The 19,010-nt window shown below is 65.0% G+C and carries 21 protein-coding genes; 13 read left to right on the forward strand and 8 right to left on the reverse strand.

The window, feature by feature from the left end:
• The first annotated feature begins 161 nt into the window (after positions 1-161).
• From CA260_RS14725 to CA260_RS14745, 5 genes are all read left to right on the forward strand, one after another.
• The gene (locus CA260_RS14725) at positions 162-677 is read left to right on the forward strand and encodes a hypothetical protein (RefSeq protein WP_111983806.1); all 516 of its coding nucleotides are present in this window, start codon (positions 162-164) and stop codon (positions 675-677) included.
• Between the two features lie 215 nt (positions 678-892).
• A complete protein-coding gene (locus tag CA260_RS14730; protein ID WP_111983807.1) occupies positions 893-1,732 on the forward strand; it encodes an alpha/beta hydrolase in 840 nt (279 codons plus the stop codon).
• Positions 1,733-1,741: 9 nt separating this feature from the next.
• A complete protein-coding gene (locus CA260_RS14735) occupies positions 1,742-2,107 on the forward strand; it encodes an EamA family transporter (RefSeq protein WP_038616166.1) in 366 nt (121 codons plus the stop codon).
• 4 nt (positions 2,108-2,111) lie between these two features.
• Positions 2,112-2,549 (forward strand): DMT family transporter, encoded by a 438-nt coding sequence (locus CA260_RS14740; RefSeq protein WP_111983808.1) that lies wholly within the window; start codon positions 2,112-2,114, stop codon positions 2,547-2,549.
• A 254-nt stretch (positions 2,550-2,803) separates the two neighbouring features.
• On the forward strand, positions 2,804-4,027 hold the full coding sequence (locus CA260_RS14745; protein WP_238149775.1) for a DegT/DnrJ/EryC1/StrS family aminotransferase: 1,224 nt from the start codon (positions 2,804-2,806) through the stop codon (positions 4,025-4,027).
• 4 nt (positions 4,028-4,031) lie between these two features.
• Here CA260_RS14745 and CA260_RS14750 read toward each other — a convergent pair whose 3' ends face one another.
• The 3 genes from CA260_RS14750 to CA260_RS14760 all read right to left on the reverse strand — a co-directional run bounded on the left by CA260_RS14750 (position 4,032) and on the right by CA260_RS14760 (position 6,878).
• Positions 4,032-4,847, reverse strand: a complete 816-nt coding sequence (locus CA260_RS14750; RefSeq protein ID WP_172461862.1) for a CPBP family intramembrane glutamic endopeptidase — start codon at positions 4,845-4,847, stop codon at positions 4,032-4,034.
• A gap of 110 nt (positions 4,848-4,957) precedes the next feature.
• Positions 4,958-5,833: a hypothetical protein gene (locus CA260_RS14755; protein WP_111983811.1), complete on the reverse strand. Its 876-nt coding sequence runs from the start codon at positions 5,831-5,833 to the stop codon at positions 4,958-4,960.
• On the reverse strand, positions 5,820-6,878 hold the full coding sequence (locus CA260_RS14760) for a peptidogalycan biosysnthesis protein (protein ID WP_111983812.1): 1,059 nt from the start codon (positions 6,876-6,878) through the stop codon (positions 5,820-5,822). The genes CA260_RS14755 and CA260_RS14760 overlap by 14 nt, the downstream gene beginning before the upstream one ends.
• A 229-nt stretch (positions 6,879-7,107) precedes the next feature.
• Between CA260_RS14760 and CA260_RS14765 the strand changes: the two genes are divergently transcribed.
• Positions 7,108-7,362, forward strand: a complete 255-nt coding sequence (locus CA260_RS14765) for an acyl carrier protein (protein ID WP_111983813.1) — start codon at positions 7,108-7,110, stop codon at positions 7,360-7,362.
• 18 nt (positions 7,363-7,380) lie between these two features.
• Positions 7,381-8,595 (forward strand): beta-ketoacyl-[acyl-carrier-protein] synthase family protein, encoded by a 1,215-nt coding sequence (locus CA260_RS14770; protein ID WP_111983814.1) that lies wholly within the window; start codon positions 7,381-7,383, stop codon positions 8,593-8,595.
• Between the two features lie 67 nt (positions 8,596-8,662).
• Here the strand turns inward: CA260_RS14770 and CA260_RS14775 are convergent, their stop codons facing one another.
• Complete coding sequence (locus CA260_RS14775) at positions 8,663-9,037, reverse strand: YciI family protein (protein ID WP_111984403.1); 375 nt, start codon at positions 9,035-9,037, stop codon at positions 8,663-8,665.
• A 139-nt stretch (positions 9,038-9,176) separates the two neighbouring features.
• Here CA260_RS14775 and CA260_RS14780 point away from each other — a divergent pair, with 139 nt between their 5' ends.
• The 4 genes from CA260_RS14780 (at position 9,177) to kynU (ending at position 13,196) form a co-directional block, all read left to right on the forward strand.
• Positions 9,177-10,211 carry an amidohydrolase family protein gene (locus tag CA260_RS14780; RefSeq protein WP_111983815.1) on the forward strand — a complete coding sequence of 345 codons (1,035 nt, stop codon included), beginning with the start codon at positions 9,177-9,179 and terminating at the stop codon, positions 10,209-10,211.
• Entirely contained in the window at positions 10,208-10,714 is a 507-nt protein-coding gene (locus CA260_RS14785) for a hypothetical protein (RefSeq protein WP_111983816.1), read from the forward strand. The genes CA260_RS14780 and CA260_RS14785 overlap by 4 nt, the downstream gene beginning before the upstream one ends.
• Positions 10,715-10,896: 182 nt before the next feature.
• On the forward strand, positions 10,897-11,796 hold the full coding sequence (locus tag CA260_RS14790; RefSeq protein WP_111983817.1) for a hypothetical protein: 900 nt from the start codon (positions 10,897-10,899) through the stop codon (positions 11,794-11,796).
• Positions 11,797-11,915: 119 nt separating this feature from the next.
• Entirely contained in the window at positions 11,916-13,196 is a 1,281-nt protein-coding gene (kynU, locus tag CA260_RS14795) for a kynureninase (protein WP_111983818.1), read from the forward strand.
• Here kynU and CA260_RS14800 read toward each other — a convergent pair whose 3' ends face one another.
• Positions 13,197-14,456, reverse strand: coding sequence for an MFS transporter (locus CA260_RS14800; protein ID WP_111983819.1), 1,260 nt, complete (start codon positions 14,454-14,456; stop codon positions 13,197-13,199).
• A 110-nt stretch (positions 14,457-14,566) separates the two neighbouring features.
• Here CA260_RS14800 and CA260_RS14805 point away from each other — a divergent pair, with 110 nt between their 5' ends.
• The gene (locus CA260_RS14805; RefSeq protein ID WP_111983820.1) at positions 14,567-15,466 is read left to right on the forward strand and encodes a LysR family transcriptional regulator; all 900 of its coding nucleotides are present in this window, start codon (positions 14,567-14,569) and stop codon (positions 15,464-15,466) included.
• 143 nt (positions 15,467-15,609) lie between these two features.
• Positions 15,610-16,104 (forward strand): nuclear transport factor 2 family protein, encoded by a 495-nt coding sequence (locus tag CA260_RS14810; RefSeq protein WP_238149776.1) that lies wholly within the window; start codon positions 15,610-15,612, stop codon positions 16,102-16,104.
• Positions 16,105-16,227: 123 nt separating this feature from the next.
• Here CA260_RS14810 and CA260_RS14815 read toward each other — a convergent pair whose 3' ends face one another.
• Genes CA260_RS14815 through CA260_RS14825 form a run of 3 tightly spaced genes read right to left on the reverse strand, consistent with a single transcriptional unit; the run spans position 16,228 to position 19,006 of the window.
• Positions 16,228-17,493 carry a glutamate-5-semialdehyde dehydrogenase gene (locus tag CA260_RS14815; RefSeq protein ID WP_111983821.1) on the reverse strand — a complete coding sequence of 422 codons (1,266 nt, stop codon included), beginning with the start codon at positions 17,491-17,493 and terminating at the stop codon, positions 16,228-16,230.
• Positions 17,490-18,650 (reverse strand): glutamate 5-kinase, encoded by a 1,161-nt coding sequence (proB, locus tag CA260_RS14820; RefSeq protein ID WP_111983822.1) that lies wholly within the window; start codon positions 18,648-18,650, stop codon positions 17,490-17,492. The genes CA260_RS14815 and proB overlap by 4 nt, the downstream gene beginning before the upstream one ends.
• Complete coding sequence (locus CA260_RS14825; RefSeq protein WP_111983823.1) at positions 18,647-19,006, reverse strand: cupin domain-containing protein; 360 nt, start codon at positions 19,004-19,006, stop codon at positions 18,647-18,649. The genes proB and CA260_RS14825 overlap by 4 nt, the downstream gene beginning before the upstream one ends.
• Between the last annotated feature and the right edge of the window lie 4 nt (positions 19,007-19,010).

Raw genomic sequence — 19,010 nt, forward strand, 5'->3', positions numbered from 1 at the left:
CCGCTCCGTTGGCTTTTCGCGCACTGGGTGCGCTCCTACAGCGCACGGATCAAGACAGCGGCATGAACAGGAACTTCGCACCCAACCTGGGAATCCAACGGAAACGTGTACACACCGGCGACGGTTGCGCGTTAGATGTCATACGTCCCCGGAGTTTTTCCATGAAGACTGCCCGCACCACTGCCTTCCTCGCCGCCTGCCTGCTGTCCGCGACCGCCTGGGCGCAGAGCGGCAACGCACCGTTGAACCTGAAGATTCCCGCGAACATGCCGGCCGCGTCGGCCAGCACCGCGACGCCGGCGACGGCCGCTACGACCCAGACCGCTTCCCCTTCCGCGCCCCATCCGACCGCATCGGCCACGACGCCCCAGGCCAACACCGGCGACAGCGGCTACGCGAAGGACCCGCCGGGCACCTATTACGGCGATACCAGCGGCCGTATGGGGGATTCGCAGGCAGCGCTGAGCCAGCAACCCGCCGTTACCTGCGACGACGCCACCTACAACCAGCCCCAGATGCACGGCGCCGTCGGCATGGGCGTGATGTCCGGCAAGCACGTCAGCGGCAGCTACACCGGTGGCGGCGTCACGCTCAGCCAGGCCTTCGGCAGTTGCGAGCACCCGACCGGCGGCGTGAGCATTTCGGTGAGCGGCACCAATTCGCATTACGGCCACTAAGGCCTCGCCGCGCCCCGCATCCCCTGAATGCCGGGATCGGCCGCCATCCTCGTGGATGGCCTGATCCGCAGAAAAACACGCTGTTTTGCAGGCCTCCGGGGTCGAAAGTTCTTGGAAAGGCAGCGCCGCCAGACTGGTCGCATGGTTTACTGTCACTTCCCCAAGCGCCAGCCGCTTAGCCTCACGTCCCCGTCCTGCTGCACCGGAGCTTCCCTGTGATCCAGAACGTCGAGTTCCGCTTCGAGGGCGGCCGCAGCGGTGTGCTGCTTATCCACGGCCTCACCGGCACGCCGGCCGAGATGCGCCTGGTCGGCAAGGGCCTGAACCGTGCCGGTTTCAGCGTGTACGGCATGCAGCTGGCCGGTCACTGCGGTGACGCCAAGGACCTGCTCGCCACCGACTGGCACGACTGGTACGCCAGCGTCGTGAAGGCCGCCGAGCAGTTCCGCCAGGAAGTGGACCACTTGTTCGTCGCCGGCCTGTCGATGGGCGCGGTGCTCGCGCTGAAGCTCGCCGCCGATCATCCCGACTGGGTGAAGGGCGTGGGCGTCTACGGCGCCACCTTCAAGTACGATGGCTGGGCCACGCCGTGGTACGGCAAGTTCTCCTTCCTGCTGCCGCTGATAGACAAGCTCGGCATCGGCCGCAACTGGATGGTGCATGAGGAAGAACCCTATGGCCTGCGCGATGAGCGCCTGCGCCAGCAGATCAGCTCGCTGATGCTGGGCGGCGACAGCGCCGCGGCCGGCCTGCCGGGCAACCCGTGGCCGTCGCTCGCCGAGATGTACAAGATGGCCGCCGTGGTGCGTCGCGACCTGCCCAAGGTCAACGCGCCGTGCCTGATCGCACACGCCACCGAAGACGACATCGCGAGCATCGAGAATGCCTACCTGGTGGAGCGCTCGGTGTCCGGCCCGGTGGAAACGCTGTGGCTGGAAGACAGCTATCACATGATCACCATCGACCGCGAACGCCGCGTGCTGATCGATCGCTCCGCCGCGTTCTTCCAGCAGATCGCCGCCACCTACGAACCCGCCGCCCGCGCTGCAGCCTGAGGAAGTCGCATGACTCCCCTGGTCGTTGCACTGTGGCTGTTGAACGTCACCCTCGACACCGTCGGCCAGCTCGCCTTCAAGGCGGCGGCCGGCGATCCGCGTGCGGGTGACGGCGTCGCGCGCTGGAAGTACATGGCGTCGCGCCCGTGGATCTGGATCGGCGTGGTGTCCTACGTCGTCGAATTCCTGGTGTGGATCGCCTTCCTCTCGCTGGTGGATCTCTCCGAAGGCGTGCTGCTGGGCTCGATCAACATCGTGGTGATCATGATCGCCGGCCGCATCCTGTTCAAAGAAAAGCTGACCCCGCTGCGCGTGACCGGCATCCTGCTGGTAACCGCGGGCGTGGCCATCGTCGGCGTGGCGGGCGGAGGTTGATCGCATGAGTCGCACCCGCTTCTACGCCATTGGCTTCACCATCCTGGTGCTGTTCGACACCCTGGTGCAGCTGAGCTTCAAGTACGCCGGCAACCATGCCTTCCCGCCCGAGGCGAACTGGGCGTGGATCGTGCGCGTGTTCGGTCATCCGTGGATCTACGTCGCGGTGATCGGCTACGTCGGCAACTTCTTCACCTGGATGACGCTGCTCAAGCACGCGCCCATCGGCCCGGCGTTCGCCGTCACGCATCTCGAAGTAGTCAGCGTGATGCTGTTCTCCGTGTGGCTGTTCCAGGAACCGCTGACGTGGCCGCGGGTGATCGGCGCCGCGACCATCGTCGCGGGCATCATCTGCCTCGCGTTCGCCGAAAGCAGCGCACACCCCGAGAACGACGCACCGACCGAAGCGAAGGGTGCGCTGGGCGTGACCGCGGGCGACTAGAGAGCCTGCCCCATGCCGTTCCATAGCCCGCGTTGCTCCAGTGAGACCCCCAGAGCGTGGTGGACGGCGCGGCGCCTGGCTGGCCGCCAGGTCAAGCCGTACGCCGTGCTATGGGGGTCTCACTGGAGCAACCCTTTGGGCCGGGTCTGTTTGCCCACAGGCCTGCGTCATCGTTCGATCGTGTATCGACATACACTCACTCTCTCTTCCTTGACCTGCGGGCAAACAGCTTCCGGCGCGGGCTATGGAACGGCATGGGGCAGGCTCTAATGACCCGCGAGCTGCCGCCCACCGCTGGACTGCCGCTCCACCTGAACGACCTGTGGCCGGGCCAGGCACCGTTCGCCGAACGTGTGGCTGCCTGGCTGGGCGTGCCGCACCTGCAGCTCGAATGCTCCGGCACTGCCGCCATGGTGGTGGCGTTGCGCGCGATGCATCGCCTGCGTCCGCAACGCGATGAAGTGATCGTGCCCGCGTGGACCTGCCCGCTGGTGGCTTTGGCCATCCATCGCGCCGGCCTGAAGCCGCGCCTGTGCGATCTCGCGGTGAACCATTTCGACATGGACATCGTGCAACTGGCCACCTTGGCGAATGCGAAGACGCTCGCCATCGTTCCCACCCATATTGCCGGTCGCGTGGCCGACGTGAACGCTTCGCTCGACATCGCGCACCGCGCGGGCGCCTACGTGCTGGAAGACGCGGCACAGGCGCTGGGTGCGCAGCAGGATGGCCGCAGCGTCGGCCTGCTGGGCGATGCGGGCTTCTTCAGCCTCGCCGTGGGCAAGGGTCTCACCCTGTTCGAGGGCGGCCTGCTGCTGACGCGTGACGTGGTGCTGCGCGATGCCTTCGGCGCGAGCCACGACGCCACCATCAAACCCGACCGGCGCATGGACTGGCAACGGGCGCTGGAACTGATCGGCTACACGCTCGCCTATCGCCCTTCCCTGCTGCCGCTGGCCTACGGGCGTCCGCTGCGCAAGGCGCTGGCGGCGGGCGATCCGGTGGCGGCCGTCGGCGACGATTTCGGTCCGGACATACCGCTGCACACGGTCAGCCGCTGGCGGCAGGCGGTCGGCACGCGTGCATTGCGACGATTGCCGGCCTTCCTGGAAGCCACGCGGGCACAGGCTTTGCCGCGCGTATCGCGCCTGCGCCACATCGCCGGCATCACGGCATTCGATGACGCGCCCGGCCAGCGCGGCGCGTGGCCGTTCCTGCTGCTGACGCTGCCCGACCAGGCCCAGCGCGACAAGGCGCTGCAGACGCTATGGACCGCCGGCCTCGGCGTCAGTCGCCTGTTCATCCACGCCCTGCCTGACTACGGCTACCTGCGCGACGTGGTTACCGACGCGCCGCTGCCGAACGCCCGCGATTTCGCTGCGCGCTCGCTGACCATCACCAACAGCCCATGGCTGGACGACGCCACCTTCGAGTCGATCTGTACCGTGCTGGAGCGCACCGTGAAGCCGTCGCGCTGATCACTCAGCGCGCGTCGGGAACGGCTGGCGAGCCACGCTTGCCGCTGGAAAGAAAGAGCAGCGCTCCCGCGGCCAGCACGAGGCATGGACTGATCAACGATGCTCCAACCCCGGCGGGCACCACCACGCCGAGCATGACGATGGCATTGCTGGCGGCATGCATGAAGACGCACAGCAGGATGCTGCGCGTACGGCTGTAGAGCCAGCCGAACAGCAAAGCGTTGCCCGCGACGCCCACCAGAAACGGACCGAACTGGCCGTGGTATTGGCTGACCCCGGGCAGGAAGAACAGCGGCAGGTGCCACACCGCCCAGATCGGGCCAATCAACCATGCAGCGCGCGCCTGGCCCAGCATCGGTCCCCATGCCTCCTGGGCAACGCCGCGCCAACCCAATTCCTCCAGGCCACCACCGATGATGGTCATGGCGAACAGCAACGGGAACACATACCAGGGCTTGATGGCCAACTGCCCCCACGTGGCAGGATGCAACGCCCCCGCGATGCCGACGGCAACGAAAGCCAGCACGATCGGCGTGCCTATCGCCACGGCATACCACGCTGGCGGTAACCGCCAGCGCAGCACACGCTGATTGAATTCGCACAACGGCACGTCGGTCCGGGTCAGGTAGACGGCGCCGTAGGCGGCGATGGTCGGTCCCAGGCCACCGAGTACGTACAGCGACATGAAAGGCCATTCGCCGTAAGCGGTTGCCTGGTGCTGCGCCATGAGGATCAGCGCTCCCCACGCGCACCAGCTGATGCCAAAGGCGAGCGCGAGAAACGTCCGCACGCGACGATGGGAGGAAATGAGCTCGACCATAGCGAACGCACCGTCCAAACGGGCCACCGGAATGAGCCGGCACTCCGCCACGCTTGCCGCCTTATATCTACGCCATGCCTGCCCTGCCGATGGAGCGTCGACCGATCCCCTTACACGCTGCTTTCCGCGATCGCCGCGAGCAGGCGGCTGTTGAAGGCGCGCTGCTGCGCCTGCCATGCGTCCAGCTCGCTTTGCGGGATCGGCTCCTGCCCATCCATGCCGCTGAGCAAGCGTTTCCACCACGTGCGGTACTGGTACGCGGAGACTTCGCCGTTGATGTCGCTTGCGATGATGCGTCCGCGCAGCGCCTCGATGATGGCCAACGCATGGTCTTCTTCCATGCGCCCCTGGTCCCAGTTGGTACGTGCGGTGTCGACGCTGAATGCATCCTTGTCGATCGAGAGATAGGTGGCCTGCGGCGCCTGCCGCAGCTGCTGGACGAAGGCTGCGGTGAGCTCGTCCGGATCATCGAAACGCCGGAACGCATCGGACAGGCCCAGCCTGGCCGCCCAGTCCACGTTCACGTCCATGCACCAGTAGCTGAGCTTGCCGGCCTGCAGCGGACGCAGGTAGTTCTCCCACGCATGCTTCGCGCCGATGTCGCCCGAGGTGATGCCCACGACGTGCACGTGCGTGACATAGGGCAGCATGGCCACGCGACGCACCCATGAACCGCAATGGATGCCCCACGGGAAACGCATGTTGTCCGGATGATTGTCGAACACCACCAGCTGGAACGGCCCACGTGCGCGCTGGCGCTCAACCAGCGGCCAGGTGAGATGGTGATAGTCGCCCGAACCCATCAGCACCGTGCCGTAGCTGGCCGGCGCCTCGCCATCGAGCTTCGCGCGAAGCCGGTTGAACGTCCGCAACGTGCAACCGAAACGGATCGCTTCCTGCCAGTCCGACAGGGCGATCGTCGTCGCACCCGGCAAGTCGCCCACCGAGCCGTCGAAGTCCAGAATCAGCGGTTCACGCCTGTTCATGCGTTGCCCATTGGCTGTCGCTTTCGAAGAACCGGCCCAACTTTCGCGCCAGCATGCGCAACAGCGGATTGCGCAGGTAGATCGCGTGCCGGGTCAGGGTGAATTTTGCACCCAGATAGGACTTGATTTCAGGGTCCGTCCAGCCCGCCACGTAATGCGTGAGGCCCTGTTCGCGCGCAAAGGCCAGATTGTGGAACCAGCTGGTGAAATAAAGGTTCTGTTCGCGTGCTTGCGGATAGGCAAAACCGACGTACTTGTCGATCAGCTTGCCTGCCACCACGAAGCACAGGTTCCAGCCGATCGTCACATCCTGGTGACGATAGACGAACACCACACCACCGTTGGCGGCGTCACGCAGCACGGCGGCGAAGAAATCGCGACTCAACTTGTCGAAATGGATTTCGCTCTGCGCGTACACGTTCTCGTAAAGCGCGTAATACGCATCGACCGTGGCGTCATCGACGAACATCGCATCGCCGCAGCGCACCGGTTCCACCACTACGTCGTCGCGCTTGCGCAACTTGCGCCGGATGTCCTTGCGCCGACCTGAAGAAAGGCGTGCGAGGTACTCGTCTTCGCTGGCGAAATCGATCGGCACGTAGGCCAGCGCCTGGCCTTCCAGCAGCACGAAGCCGTTGTCGGCACATGCGTCGCCAAACCGGCGACACCATTCGGCCGCATCGGCGTCGAACAACGGCGAGGCTTGCGGTATGTCCTTCACGATCAGCAGGCGTTGCCTGCGTCCCAGTGCGTCGCGCAGGGCACGCGCCAGCGCGTAAGGATCGGCACCGCGCGGAAACAGCGCGTACTCGGACACCGTCGTGCCCACGAACGCCGTGCGCCAACGCAACAGCTTTCCCCACCACCGGTAACCGGGCGCGTGCATCACCTTGTCCCGCGCCTCGGCATCGGCCGTGGTGAGCAGGTCGAACGGCGCGATGAAGGCCGGCGTGCCGGCCGCCTCGAGCACGCTGAAACCGATGGGGGGATGCTCGGCGAAACGGGCGACCAGGGCATCCGGCTCAAGCTGATTCAGATACCGCACGTGGTGTTTCCCAGGGATACAGACCGCATAGCATAAGGCCCCGCCTGCTCCGGCGGCAGGCCCCGCGGCCTGCCAAAGATTCGTGAAAGGCAGCCACGGCACGATGATCGCGTACCGTTCCGTATGCACCGGCATTCTGGACTTTGCCGTGGCGGTTGGTCAGGCTTGTGCAGGGGGCTTCCTAGCGATGCCCTACCACCCCGGCGCCATGGAAACCAGGAAAGCAAACATGAGCACAGTTCAGCAGGAAACCTTCGACATCATTGCCAAGCAGGCCAAGATCGACATCGCCACGATCAAGCCCGAGTCCACCCTCAAGGACCTTGGCATCGCCTCGCTGGACGCCATCGAAGTGCTGTTCGACCTGGAAGAACACTTCAACATCAACCTGCCGAACGAAGACACCGACTTCGACAACGGCACCGTCGGCCAGCTTGTCGAGGCGATCGAACGCCAGATCGCCCAGAAGGCCACCGAGGGCTAAGCAAAGAGCCTGCTGAACATGCGTCGTATCGTCATCACCGGCATGGGCGCGATCTGCGCCCTGGGCCACGATGCGCCTTCCGTGTGGAAGGCGATGACCGAAGGCCGTTCCGGCATCGGTCCCATCCATCACATCCAGCCGGGGCAACTGCGCAACGGCGGCATCGCCGCGGAAGTCACGGATTACGATCCGGCGAACTTCTTCGACGACGCGCGCCGTTCGCTGCTCGATCCCTTCAGCGAATACGCGCTGATCGCCGCCCGGGAGGCCATCCAGCAATCGGGCATCCGCTTCGAAGGCGAGGCGGCTTCGCGAGCGGCAGTGGTGATCGGCACGGGTGCCGGTGGCGAGACCACGCGCGACGATCTCTACGAGCGTCTTTACGGCGAACACCAGGGGCGTTTCCACCCGCTGGGCATCGTACGCATGATGATGAACGCGCCGGCCAGCCAGGTGAGCATGGTGCACGGCATCACCGGCCCCTCCTTCGTGGTGGCCAGCGCCTGCGCCTCGTCGAATCACGCGTTCGCGCAGGCCGCGCTGATGATCCGCAGCGGCATGATCGACGCCGCCGTAGTGGGCGGCACCGAAGCCTGCATCACGCTGGGCACGTTGCGCGCGTGGGAAGCCATGCGCGTGCTGGCGCCCGACACCTGCCGCCCCTTCAGCCAGGGTCGTCGCGGCCTGGTGCTGGGCGAAGGCGCAGCCATGTATGTGATCGAAACGCTGGAGTCCGCTCGCGCACGCGGCGCGGAAATCATCTGCGAACTGGTTGGTACGGGCATGAGTTCCGATGCCGGTGACATCGCTGCTCCGTCGGATATCGGTGCAGCCGCTGCCATGAACATGGCCCTGCGCGATGGTGGCGTGTCACCCGACCAGGTGGACTACATCAACGCGCACGGCACCGGCACCGTGGCGAACGACAGTACCGAGACGCGCGCCATTCACCGCGTCTTTGGTGAGCATGCGCGCGAGCTGTGGATTTCCTCGACCAAGCCCATGCACGGCCACGCCTTGGGCGCCGGCGGTGCGCTGGAACTGGTGGCGGCGATCGGCGCCATCCACGACGGCATCGTGCCGCCCACGCTGAATTACCTCGGCCCCGATCCGGCCTGCGACCTCGACTATGTGCCGAACGAAGCACGCGAGCGCAAGGTCGATGTTGCCATCAGCAACTCGTTCGCCTTCGGCGGCCTCAACGCGGTCATTGCGATTCGCCGCGCGCCTTGACCCCCTCTCCCCTCCGGGGAGAGGGCTGGGGTGAGGGGCAACCTGGCGACAGCGCCAGAGAAAATCACTAAGCGCCGACGCGCTGCCTCACGGCATCCATGTCACGCACCGGGCGCACTTCGATGCGTCCCGTACGAGCCCAGGGAAACGAACTGGCGATGCGCAGGGCGTCGTCCATGTTCTCCGCTTCGATCAGGTTGAAACCGCCGAGGTATTCCTTGGCCTCGGCGAATGGGCCATCCATCACGCTCATCTTGTTGTCGCGCATGCGCAGCGACTTGGCCTGCGCCGGCGATTCAAGCTGCATCGAATCGAGCAGGCAGCCCTCTTCGCGCAGGGCATCGGCCTTTTCGAAACAGCCCTTCATCATAGTGTCGAACTCGCCTTGCGGCAGTGCGTCGAGCAGGGTGTCGTCGTTGTAGATCATGACCAGGAACTTCATGCTGCCTCCCATGGCGAGCGCGGCGTGATCGCGCCGCCCATGATGCCGTCATCCCGCGGGGGATGCACGTTCAGGCGCGTCCCAGGCCGATGTGCGACCGCGGCACGACGCGGTCATGCCAAGGTCCTACACTCGACCCATGCTCAAGATCGATACCCACGCCCATATCCTCCCTCGTGACTGGCCCAACCTGGCGGCCAAGTACGGCGACGAGCGCTTCCCGGTGATGATCCACAACGATGGACGCCACCGCATCTACAAGGACGGAAAGTTCTTCCGCGAGGTATGGGATTCGGCCTTCGACCCGCAGCAGCGCATCGACGACTACGCGCGCTTCGGCGTGGATGTGCAAGTGGTGTCCACCGTGCCGGTATTGTTCTCGTACTGGGCGCCGGGCTATCAGGCGCTGGAATTGCATCGCCATCTCAACGACAGCATGGCGGCGCTCTGCGACGCCTATCCGCGCCATTATGCGGGGATCGGCACCGTGCCATTGCAGTCGCCGGATCTCGCCATCCGCGAACTGGAACGCTGCATCGACGAGCTGGGCCTGCAAGGCGTGCAGATCGGCTCGCACTGCAACGACTGGAACCTGGATGCGCCGGAGCTGTTTCCCTTCTTCGAGGCCGCCGCCGACCTGGGCGCGGCCGTGATGGTGCATCCCTGGGACATGATGGGCGCCGCCAGCATGCCCAAGTACTGGCTGCCCTGGCTGGTCGGCATGCCGGCCGAGCAGTCGCGCGCCGGCTGCTGCCTGGTGTTCGGGGGCGTGCTGGAGCGCCTGCCCCGCCTGCGCGTGATGCTGGCCCATGGCGGCGGCAGTTTCCCCTGGAGCATCGGCCGCATCGAGCACGGCTTCCGCATGCGCCCGGACCTGGTGGCCACCGACAACCCGCGCAACCCCCGCGAATACCTGCAAAGGCTGTATTTCGACTCCTGCGTGCATGACCCGCACGCCCTGCGCTATCTCCTGGATGTGACCGGGGTCGAGCGCGTCATGCTGGGGACCGATTATCCTTTCCCCTTGGGGGAACAGCATCCTGGCAGTGGCATCGAGGCCTTGGGCCTGGATGATGCTGCCCGTGCGCAGCTCTTCCACGGCACGGCCCTGGAGTGGCTGGGTCTGCCAAAACACCGATTCGAACCCCATATCGCCTCACAGGAGCAGGCATGAGCTTCTTCCGCAACACGGTTTTCGTCGCCGCCTTCGTGCTGGCCGGCGCAGTGCAGGCCACCGATGTCAGCATGGCGGGCGGCAGCGTCAGCTTCAGCACGCCCGATCAGTGGGTTGGCATCATGGAAACCCAAGGCGATCCGGAAGTGCGCGTGTTCCAGGTGCCCGACTCCTCGCCGACCGGCAGCAACAGCCTCGCCCGCGTGACGGTGACGGTGAAGCAGGTAGCCGATGTGGCTGCGTTCCAGCAGTACGTGAGCGGCGCCATGAGCAAGGCCAAGTCACTCACCGGATACCAGGCGGCCACGAGCCAGGGCGCCGACAACTTCGTGTACACGGCGCAGGAGAACGGCGCTCCGTACAGCTATAGCGAGCGCTACTGGTTCAAGGACAACCACGCCATCCAACTACGTTGCGTGCGTCCCTCGCAGAGCCAAGCGGGCGCGCAGTGGAAGGCCGCCTTCGACAAGGGCTGCGATGCCATTGCGGGGCAGTTGAAGTAACAAAAGCTGCAGGGCTCTTTATTGATGGCCTCAGCTGAAACAGAAAAACGCTACATGCCCGATAATAGTTAGCCGACTAATTCATTAGCAGCATTGCATGGACTCTCACCGCCAAGCCGCAGAATGATGTGAATGTCGCAATTTTTTGCGGCATTCATTAATTTTCGTTCGGGGAGTCACTAATGAAGCGCTATTTCCACAGTGTTTTTTTCGCCCTCTTTTGCTTGTGCACAGCAAGCAACGCCTTCGCCTATGACGGCGTTGTCGATCAGTGCACATGGTGCACAACCGATGCAATATTTCGCCAAACAGCGAAGCAATATTACGACCTGGGAGGCGTCACGCTGTATAACCTCAAGACCGGCACTATTCACTCGTATGTGTTTGGCCTGAAGCGGGGCTATACCGATCAGGTTGAGCCGCCACCGGAAGCCATCGAAGTCAGCGAAATACCGACTGACCCCAGCATCTACAATGCCTTTGTCAACGTAAGCAGCTTCTACCAGTTCGCCGGATACAAATTGCAGGCGGCCATAACTGTCCCTTACACCGACCTGGGATCGAACATACCCGGCCTCAATCAAGGTACATCTGCGTACAACGTCACCGAAGATGCAAACCTACGCAACCGCATCGGCATCGAGATCGTCAATAGCAAAGATCGCTGGAATCAGGTTCGGTCCTTTTACAATACGATCAATGAAGCCGGACTCGTCTACTTCGGCCTGAAGAGTGAGATAGTCCTTGAAGTTCGCATCGTCTTTGCCGATGGCAGCAGCGCCCTGTATCGCATGACGGCCAATAGCCCTAACTCAACAAAGCTTGAGTTTGTCCCAGGTAGCGCCACGACTCCAAGAAATCAACTTATCCCAGATTCCAACCAGCCACAAAATCAAGGCACTTGGTATGGTCCAAGTGCTGGCGGCGATGATTTGAACCGTTTTGGCCAACATATGAATACCATCGGGGCGCCTACCAATTGGTCCTCCAGCGGAGGATCGCCGTCACCCAAGGAAGTTCGCTGTACATGGAAAGCCGGTCAGACTGGCAACACCCTCGTGTGTGCTGCTACGGCTTACTGACACTTGGCAGTAAATCGAGGGCTTTCATCCGTGGGTGGGCCCTCGATTCACCCAAGGCGTGACTGGAGTATTGACGCCGGGACATGGCAATCTAGCTTTCTACCGCCACGTGACTATTTATGCCTATCGCGTACGAAGCCACCCTCGCCTGGGCCCAGGCCCAGGATGCCGCCGATCCGCTGCGCGGCTTCCGCGACGAGTTCCTGATTCCTCCGCACGAAGACCGCGATAGCCACTACTTCTGTGGCAACTCGCTGGGTCTGCAACCGCGTGCCGTGCGTCCAGCGCTCAGCGCGGAACTCGATTACTGGGGCGAGCTGGGCGTGGAAGGCCATTTCAAGGGCCGCCTGCCGTGGATGGATTATCACGAGTTCGTGCGTGACGATCTCGCCGCAGTGGTCGGCGCACAGCCGCACGAAGTGGTGGCGATGAACACGTTGGGCGTGAACCTCCATCTGATGATGGTGAGCTTCTACCGCCCGACGCCGGAGCGCCACGCGATCCTGATCGAGGCGGGCTCGTTCCCCACCGATCGCTACGCAGTGGAGTCGCAGGTTCGCTTCCATGGCTTCGATCCGGCCACCGCGCTGATCGAACTGGAGAGCGACCAGCCCAACGGCACGATCTCCATGGAGGCGATCGAGCGTGCGCTGGCCGAGCATGGCTCGCGCATCGCGCTGGTGATGTTGCCGGGTATCCAGTACCGCACCGGCCAGGCGTTCGACCTCGCGGCCATCACGCGCCTCGCCAATCGCCACGGCTGCATGGTGGGCTTTGACCTCGCGCATGCCGTGGGCAACCTGCCCTTGCAACTGCACGACAGCGGCGCCGATTTCGCCATCTGGTGCAGCTACAAGTACCTCAACAGCGGCCCAGGCGCCGTCGGCGGCGCCTTCGTGCACGAGCGCCATGCACGCACGACCCTGCCGCGTTTCGCCGGCTGGTGGGGCCACGACAAGACCACGCGCTTCCAGATGGGTCCGCAATTCGTACCGACCTATGGCGCGGATGGCTGGCAGCTCAGCAATCCGCCGATCCTCGCACTCACGCCCCTGCGCGTTTCGCTGGAGATCTTCCGACGTGCCGGCATGCAGCGCCTGCGCGACAAGTCGTTGCAGCTGACCGGCTACCTCGAATGGCTGGTGCACAGCCAGTTGAACGATGTGCTGGAAGTGGTCACGCCCGGCGATCCCGAGCGCCGCGGCGCCCAGCTGTCCATCCGCGTGCTGGGCGGCCGCGAACACGGCCGCTCGCTGTTCGAGTACCTGATGGAGCACGGCATCATCGGCGACTGGCGCGAACCGGATGTCATCCGCATCTCGCCCACGCCGCTGTACAACCGCTTCGCCGACTGCGTGGCGTTTGCCGAAGCCGTGCGCGGCTGGGCCTCGCGCAGCTGATCAGACGGCGCTGAGCGCCTTGCGCTTTGCGAGGCTGTCACCCGCGAAAGCCAGCACGCAGAAGGCCACGCAGAGTACGCAGACCCCGCTCCATCCGGCGACGGCCCACGCGCTGCCCGCGGCCACCGCGCCAGCACCCCCACCGATGAAGAACACACCGACGAACAGCCCATTCAATCGGCTGCGGGCAGCAGGATCGAGCATGTTGACCGCGCGCCGTCCCAGCGTCTGATCTCCAATGGCGCCTGCGTCGATGACGATGGCGGCGAGCACCAGCAGCCCCAGCGCCACCCTCGGATGGGCCGCCATGTCGAATCCCAGCCATCCGCCGCCAGCCATGCCTGCGACCAGCACGCCCGCGACGACTACTGCATGCGCGATCGACATGCCGACAGCGCTGTAGCCGCGATCGCCCGCTTTGCCCGCCAGCGGCGCCACGATCGTGCCGGCAACGCCGGCCAGCGCGAACCAGGCGATGCCGTGACTGTCGAGCGCAAACGGCGCCTGCACAAGTCGCAGCGCGACGGCCGTCCAGAACGCGCTGAAGGCAGCCATCATGATGGCGGACGAGATCGCGTAGCGACGCAAGACCGGTTCGTCGCGCCAGAGCCCCCACATGGACGCCATCAATGCCCAATACGGCGCGTGTCCGGGCGGACGCCGCCGGGGCAGCGCAAACCAGAGCATCGCCGCAAGCAGGGCATCCGCGGCGCCAAGCAGGCCATAACACGCACGCCAGCCCCAGGTGCCTTCGATCAGGCTCGCCAGTGGGCGCGACAGCAGGATGCCCAGCATCACGCCGCTCATGACGTTCCCCACCGCACTGCCACGGCGCTCAGGATGGGCCATCGCGGCCGCCAGCGGCACCAGGATCTGGATCGCACACGACGTGGCGCCCGCGATGCAGAGCGCCAGCAGCAACCACCACGCCTGCGACGCGACGGCAGCGAGAGCGAGCGCCACGGCGCAGGCCGCGAGCGTCAGCACGGTCAGCCTGCGGTTTTCAAACAGGTCCGCCAACGGCACCAGGAACCACATGCCGACCGTATAGCCGAGTTGGGGCAGCATGGCGACCAGCCCTGTCCACGCCGGCGGCAGGCGCATGGCGCGTGCAACCGGGCCAGCCAGCGGCTGCGCCGCGGTGAGGTTGATGATGATGACACCCACCGCAAACGCAAACAGCAGGGTCAGCGGCGTAGTGAGCTCGACCGACACTTCGCGGGGAACAACATCGACGTGGCGACGAGGAAGGTATTGCATGACCGGGCCTTGCCAACAGGAAGGCCATGGATGCTAAATACCTCCGCACCATGATTACAGTGAATAATATTTATATATAACATGCGCCATTCGCATGTCATGGAACAAGCATGAACACCCGGGACATCAAGGCATTCATCGCAGTGGTGGACACAGGTTCCATCGTGCAGGCGGCGGCGCAACTCCATCTCACCCAGCCTGGTGTGACGCGTCGTGTGCAGAGCCTCGAAGCGCTATTGGGCGTGGAGCTGCTGGATCGCCAATCCAAGCCGCTGCGTCCTACGGCGGCCGGCCGCGAGATCTACCAAAAGGGGCGCCAGCTTCTGCATGCGGAAGCCGACCTGCTGGCGCTGTCGCGCAACGACGCCGAACCCACTGGCGAGTTGCGCCTGGGCATGCCGCCGTTCCTGGCCGAGCGCGCGCTGACCGGACCCGTCGATGCATTGCGCTCGCGCTTTCCCGGGCTGGGTCTGCGCATCCTGGCGGGCTGGTCGCCCGGTCTGATCGACCAGGTCGTGCAGGGTGCACTCGATGTCTCGGCGGTCGTGCTGCCGGAACAGACACCGCCTCCGGTGGGCATGGAGGCGCACGCCTTCGATCGGCAACCGATTCGCGTGGTGGTATCCCCCTCGCTGGGACTACGCAGCCGGGTGAACCTCGAACAGCTCTCCGCTTTTCCATGGGTGCTCAGCCAGAACGGTTGTGGCATGCGTTCCACCCTCCGCCGCTCGCTGGAAGAGCGGGGACTTCCGTGCGATGTGGGCGTCGAAGCCTTCGGCGCGGACCTGCAGCTGTCGCTGGTGGCCCGTGGTGCCGGAGTCGGCCTGATTACGCCCGACCTGCTGGCGACAAGCCCGTATCGCAAGCAGCTGAAAATCGTCACGGTCAGTGACTTCCATATGGATGTCGTGGCATGGCTGGTCCACAAGGCCCTGCCGCCCCGCCTGGAAACACCGGTCGCCGTGTTGCTGGAGCAGCTACGCAAGGTCACGGTGGACCGCGCCAGGTAAACACGCATCGGGAACGCCCGTGAGCAGCTCCCGGCGTCATCGCGACGGACAGGAGCGTTGCAATGACCAGACGTCTAGCCGTCCTTTCGCCATGGACATTCGGATGGCTCTAATCTCCAGGACTACCCACCGAGGGAACTGCCATGTCCAAGCCGAGCCTGACCAGCCTAGCCCTGCTCATGATCCCGCTGATGACCTGTCCCGGGGCACGTGCCGGTGCGCCTGACGGCCTTCCTTCGGGCGATGCGCTGGTGAAGACGGTGAACGACCTCGATACCAAGGTATTCGACGCCTACAACACGTGTGACCTCGATACGTTCGGCAAGTACTTCGACGCCAACGTGGAGTTCTACCACGACAAGGGCGGCCTCATGACGACGCGCGAAGCGGTGGTCGACGCGACACGAAAGAACATCTGCCACAAGGTGCGTCGCGAACTCGTAGGCAAGCTCGAGGTGTACCCGATCAAAGACTTCGGCGCGATCGAGGCCGGCACGCACCGTTTCTGCGCGATCGGCAGCAAGACCTGCCAGGGCCAGGGCAAATTCCTCCACATCTGGCGCTACAAGGATGGCCAGTGGCAGATGACGCGCGTGGTGAGCTATGACCACCGGAGCATCGAGAATCCAATCAAGTAGAGCCGTCTCCTATCGCCTGTAGGAGCGCACCCAGTGCGCGATCGCTCCGCATCAGGCTGCGGTCGCGCACTGGGTGCGCTCCTACAAGGAAGAGCCCATCTGTGGCCGCAATGTAAAGCCGCTTCAGCCGACGTGACTCTCCGGATGACGAATCTGCCCGTCACCGTGTACCACGAAGCGCTCGATGGTGAGCGACTCGGCTCCCATCGGTCCGTAAGCGTGCAGACGCGTGGTCGAGATGCCAATCTCGGCGCCCAGCCCGATCTGGCCACCGTCTGAAAAGCGCGAAGACGCGTTGACCATCACCACGGCCGAGCGCAGTGACTGCACGAAGCGCCGGGCGGCTGCCTCGTCTCGGGTCGCTATCACCTCGGTATGGTCGGACCCGTAGCGCCGAATATGCGCGATCGCCTCATCGAGGCTGTCGACCACACGCACCGCCAGAATCAGATCGAGGAACTCGGCGGCGTAGTCGTCATCGCTTGCCTGGGACGCGCACGGCACCAGCGCACGCGTGGCATCGTCACCGCGCATCTCCACCCGGCGTTTCTTCAGCGCGGCAGCGGCCAGCGGCAGGAACTCGGCGGCCGCGTCCCGGTGGACCAGCAAGGTCTCCAGCGCATTGCACACGCCGGGCCGCGAGGTCTTTCCGTCCACCAGCAGGTCGAGCGCCAGCAGGGGATCGGCCGCTCGATCGACGTACAGATGGCAAACGCCTTTGTAGTGCTTGATGACGGGCACGCGCGCGTGCTCGGTGACGAAGCGGATCAGGCCTTCGCCGCCGCGGGGAATGGCGAGGTCGACGATGTCGGTGAGCTGGAGCAGCTCGACCATGGTTTCGCGCCGGAGGTCTTCCACCAGCGTGACGACGGCTTGAGGAAGCCCGTGTGACTCAAGGGCCTCATGCAGCGCCGCGGCGATCGCACGGTTGGAATGGATGGCCTCCGATCCTCCTCGCAGGATCACCGCGTTGCCCGCCATCAGGCACAGGGCAGCGGCATCGGCGGTCACGTTGGGCCGCGCCTCGTAGATCATCGCCACAACGCCCAACGGGATGCGCACGCGCTCGACGACGATGCCGCTGGGCCGAACCTCCCGACGCGTCACCATGCCGACCGGATCGGAAAGTTCGGCCACCTCGCGCAGCGCCTGCGCGATGTCGGCAACGCGCCCTTCATCCAGCTTCAGGCGGTCGAGCATGGCACCTTGAAGGCCCTTCTCGGACGCCGCGCGCATATCGAGCGCATTCGCTTCGAGAATGGTGGCCGTGCGGCGTCCCAGCGAGGAGGCCATGTCGCGCAGCAACGAGCGCTTGGCCTCGGTATCAAGCATGGCCACCGCCGGTGCCGCGTCACGACAGGCCAGTGCCAGCGAACGAATGTCGCTCATGTGTCGCTTTCCCCCGTTTCGATATCGGCCACGGTCGCCAGGTCGTCACGATGGACGATCTCCGCGCCATAGCTGTAGCCCAGCAAGGATTCGATCTCGCGGCTGTGTTTCCCCGCCAGCCGGCGGGCTTCCGCAACACCGTATTGACTGAGTCCGCGAGCGACGTGCCGCCCGGCGCCGTCGACGATCTCGACCAGGTCGCCGCGATGGAACTCGCCGCTGACCTCGAGCACACCGCCGGGCAGCAAGGAAGCCCGACCGCCCGCCAGCGCACGCACGGCGCCGGCATCCACGTGGATACGGCCGGGCGCGGCAGGAGCATGTCGAAGCCAGTACTTGCGCGCCTGCATGCGGCTGCGTCCCGCGGCGAACAGCGTCCCGCGAAGCTGGCCCTCACCCAGCAAGCCGGCTGCTGTCGGGTCGCGGCCGCTGAACAAGGCGGTCGGAATGCCCGCGGCGGACGCCTTGGCCGCGGCTTCGAGCTTCGTACGCATGCCACCGGTGCCGACCGTGCTTCCGCTGCCACCAGCCATGGCGAGGACCTCCGGCGTCAGTGCGTCGACGCGCGTGATCGGCGTGGCGCTCGCATCGAGGCGCGGATCGGCGCTGTACAGCGCATCGATGTCCGAGGCGATCAGCAGCAGGTCGGCGTCCACCAGCGCGGCGACGATAGCCGCCAGGTTGTCGTTGTCGCCGAGCTTCAGCTCGTCCACCGCCACCGTGTCGTTCTCGTTCACCACAGGCAGCACATCGAGCGCGAGCAGCTCGCGCAAGGTGGCGCGGGCGTTGAGATAACGACGGCGGTTTCGCAGGTCGTCGTGGGTGAGCAGCACCTGGGCCACCGGACGTGGACTGAGCGACTGCCACAGCGCGATCATCGGCGCCTGGCCCAGCGCCGCCAGCGCCTGCCGCGCCGCCAGGTCGCTTCCAAAGGGTGCATGCGCGCGCAGTTGCGCACGACCCGCCGCCACGGCGCCCGAAGAAACCAGCACTACCTGTCGCCCGACCGCCCGACTGGCGGTGATGAACGCTGCCAACGCTTCGGCGTAGCGCGTCGTGAGGCCGCCGCCGTCGGCAGCCAGGAGGTTGCTGCCCACCTTGAGGACAGCGCGCCGCCACGGGGACAGCGCCTGGCTGGCGATAGTCGTGGGACTCATGCGGCAGGCTCCTCCTGCACGTCGATCCGGTCGCCATGGCTGCGCGGCGAGGAAACCACCAGCATTCGCGTGTCGGCGGCCGCAGCGTTGCGCACTTGATGAGCCAGGCCGGGAGGGACATGCAACCCCTCGCCCGCGTGCAACCGGTGGGCTACGCCGTCCAGCTCGATCATGAGCTCGCCTTCGAGCACGTAGAAGAACTGTCTCGCGCGAACATGCCGGTGACGGACTTCGGCCGTCCCCGCGGGCATGCGCTCCTCGATCACGCTCAGGTCAGCGACGGCCAGCAGATGCCAGCCATCGCAACCCTGTCCCCAGCTGTAGTGTTCGGCATTCCCCGTACTGACAGTCCCCATGCCG

Source organism: Dyella jiangningensis (assembly GCF_003264855.1).
Taxonomy (GTDB): domain Bacteria; phylum Pseudomonadota; class Gammaproteobacteria; order Xanthomonadales; family Rhodanobacteraceae; genus Dyella; species Dyella jiangningensis_C.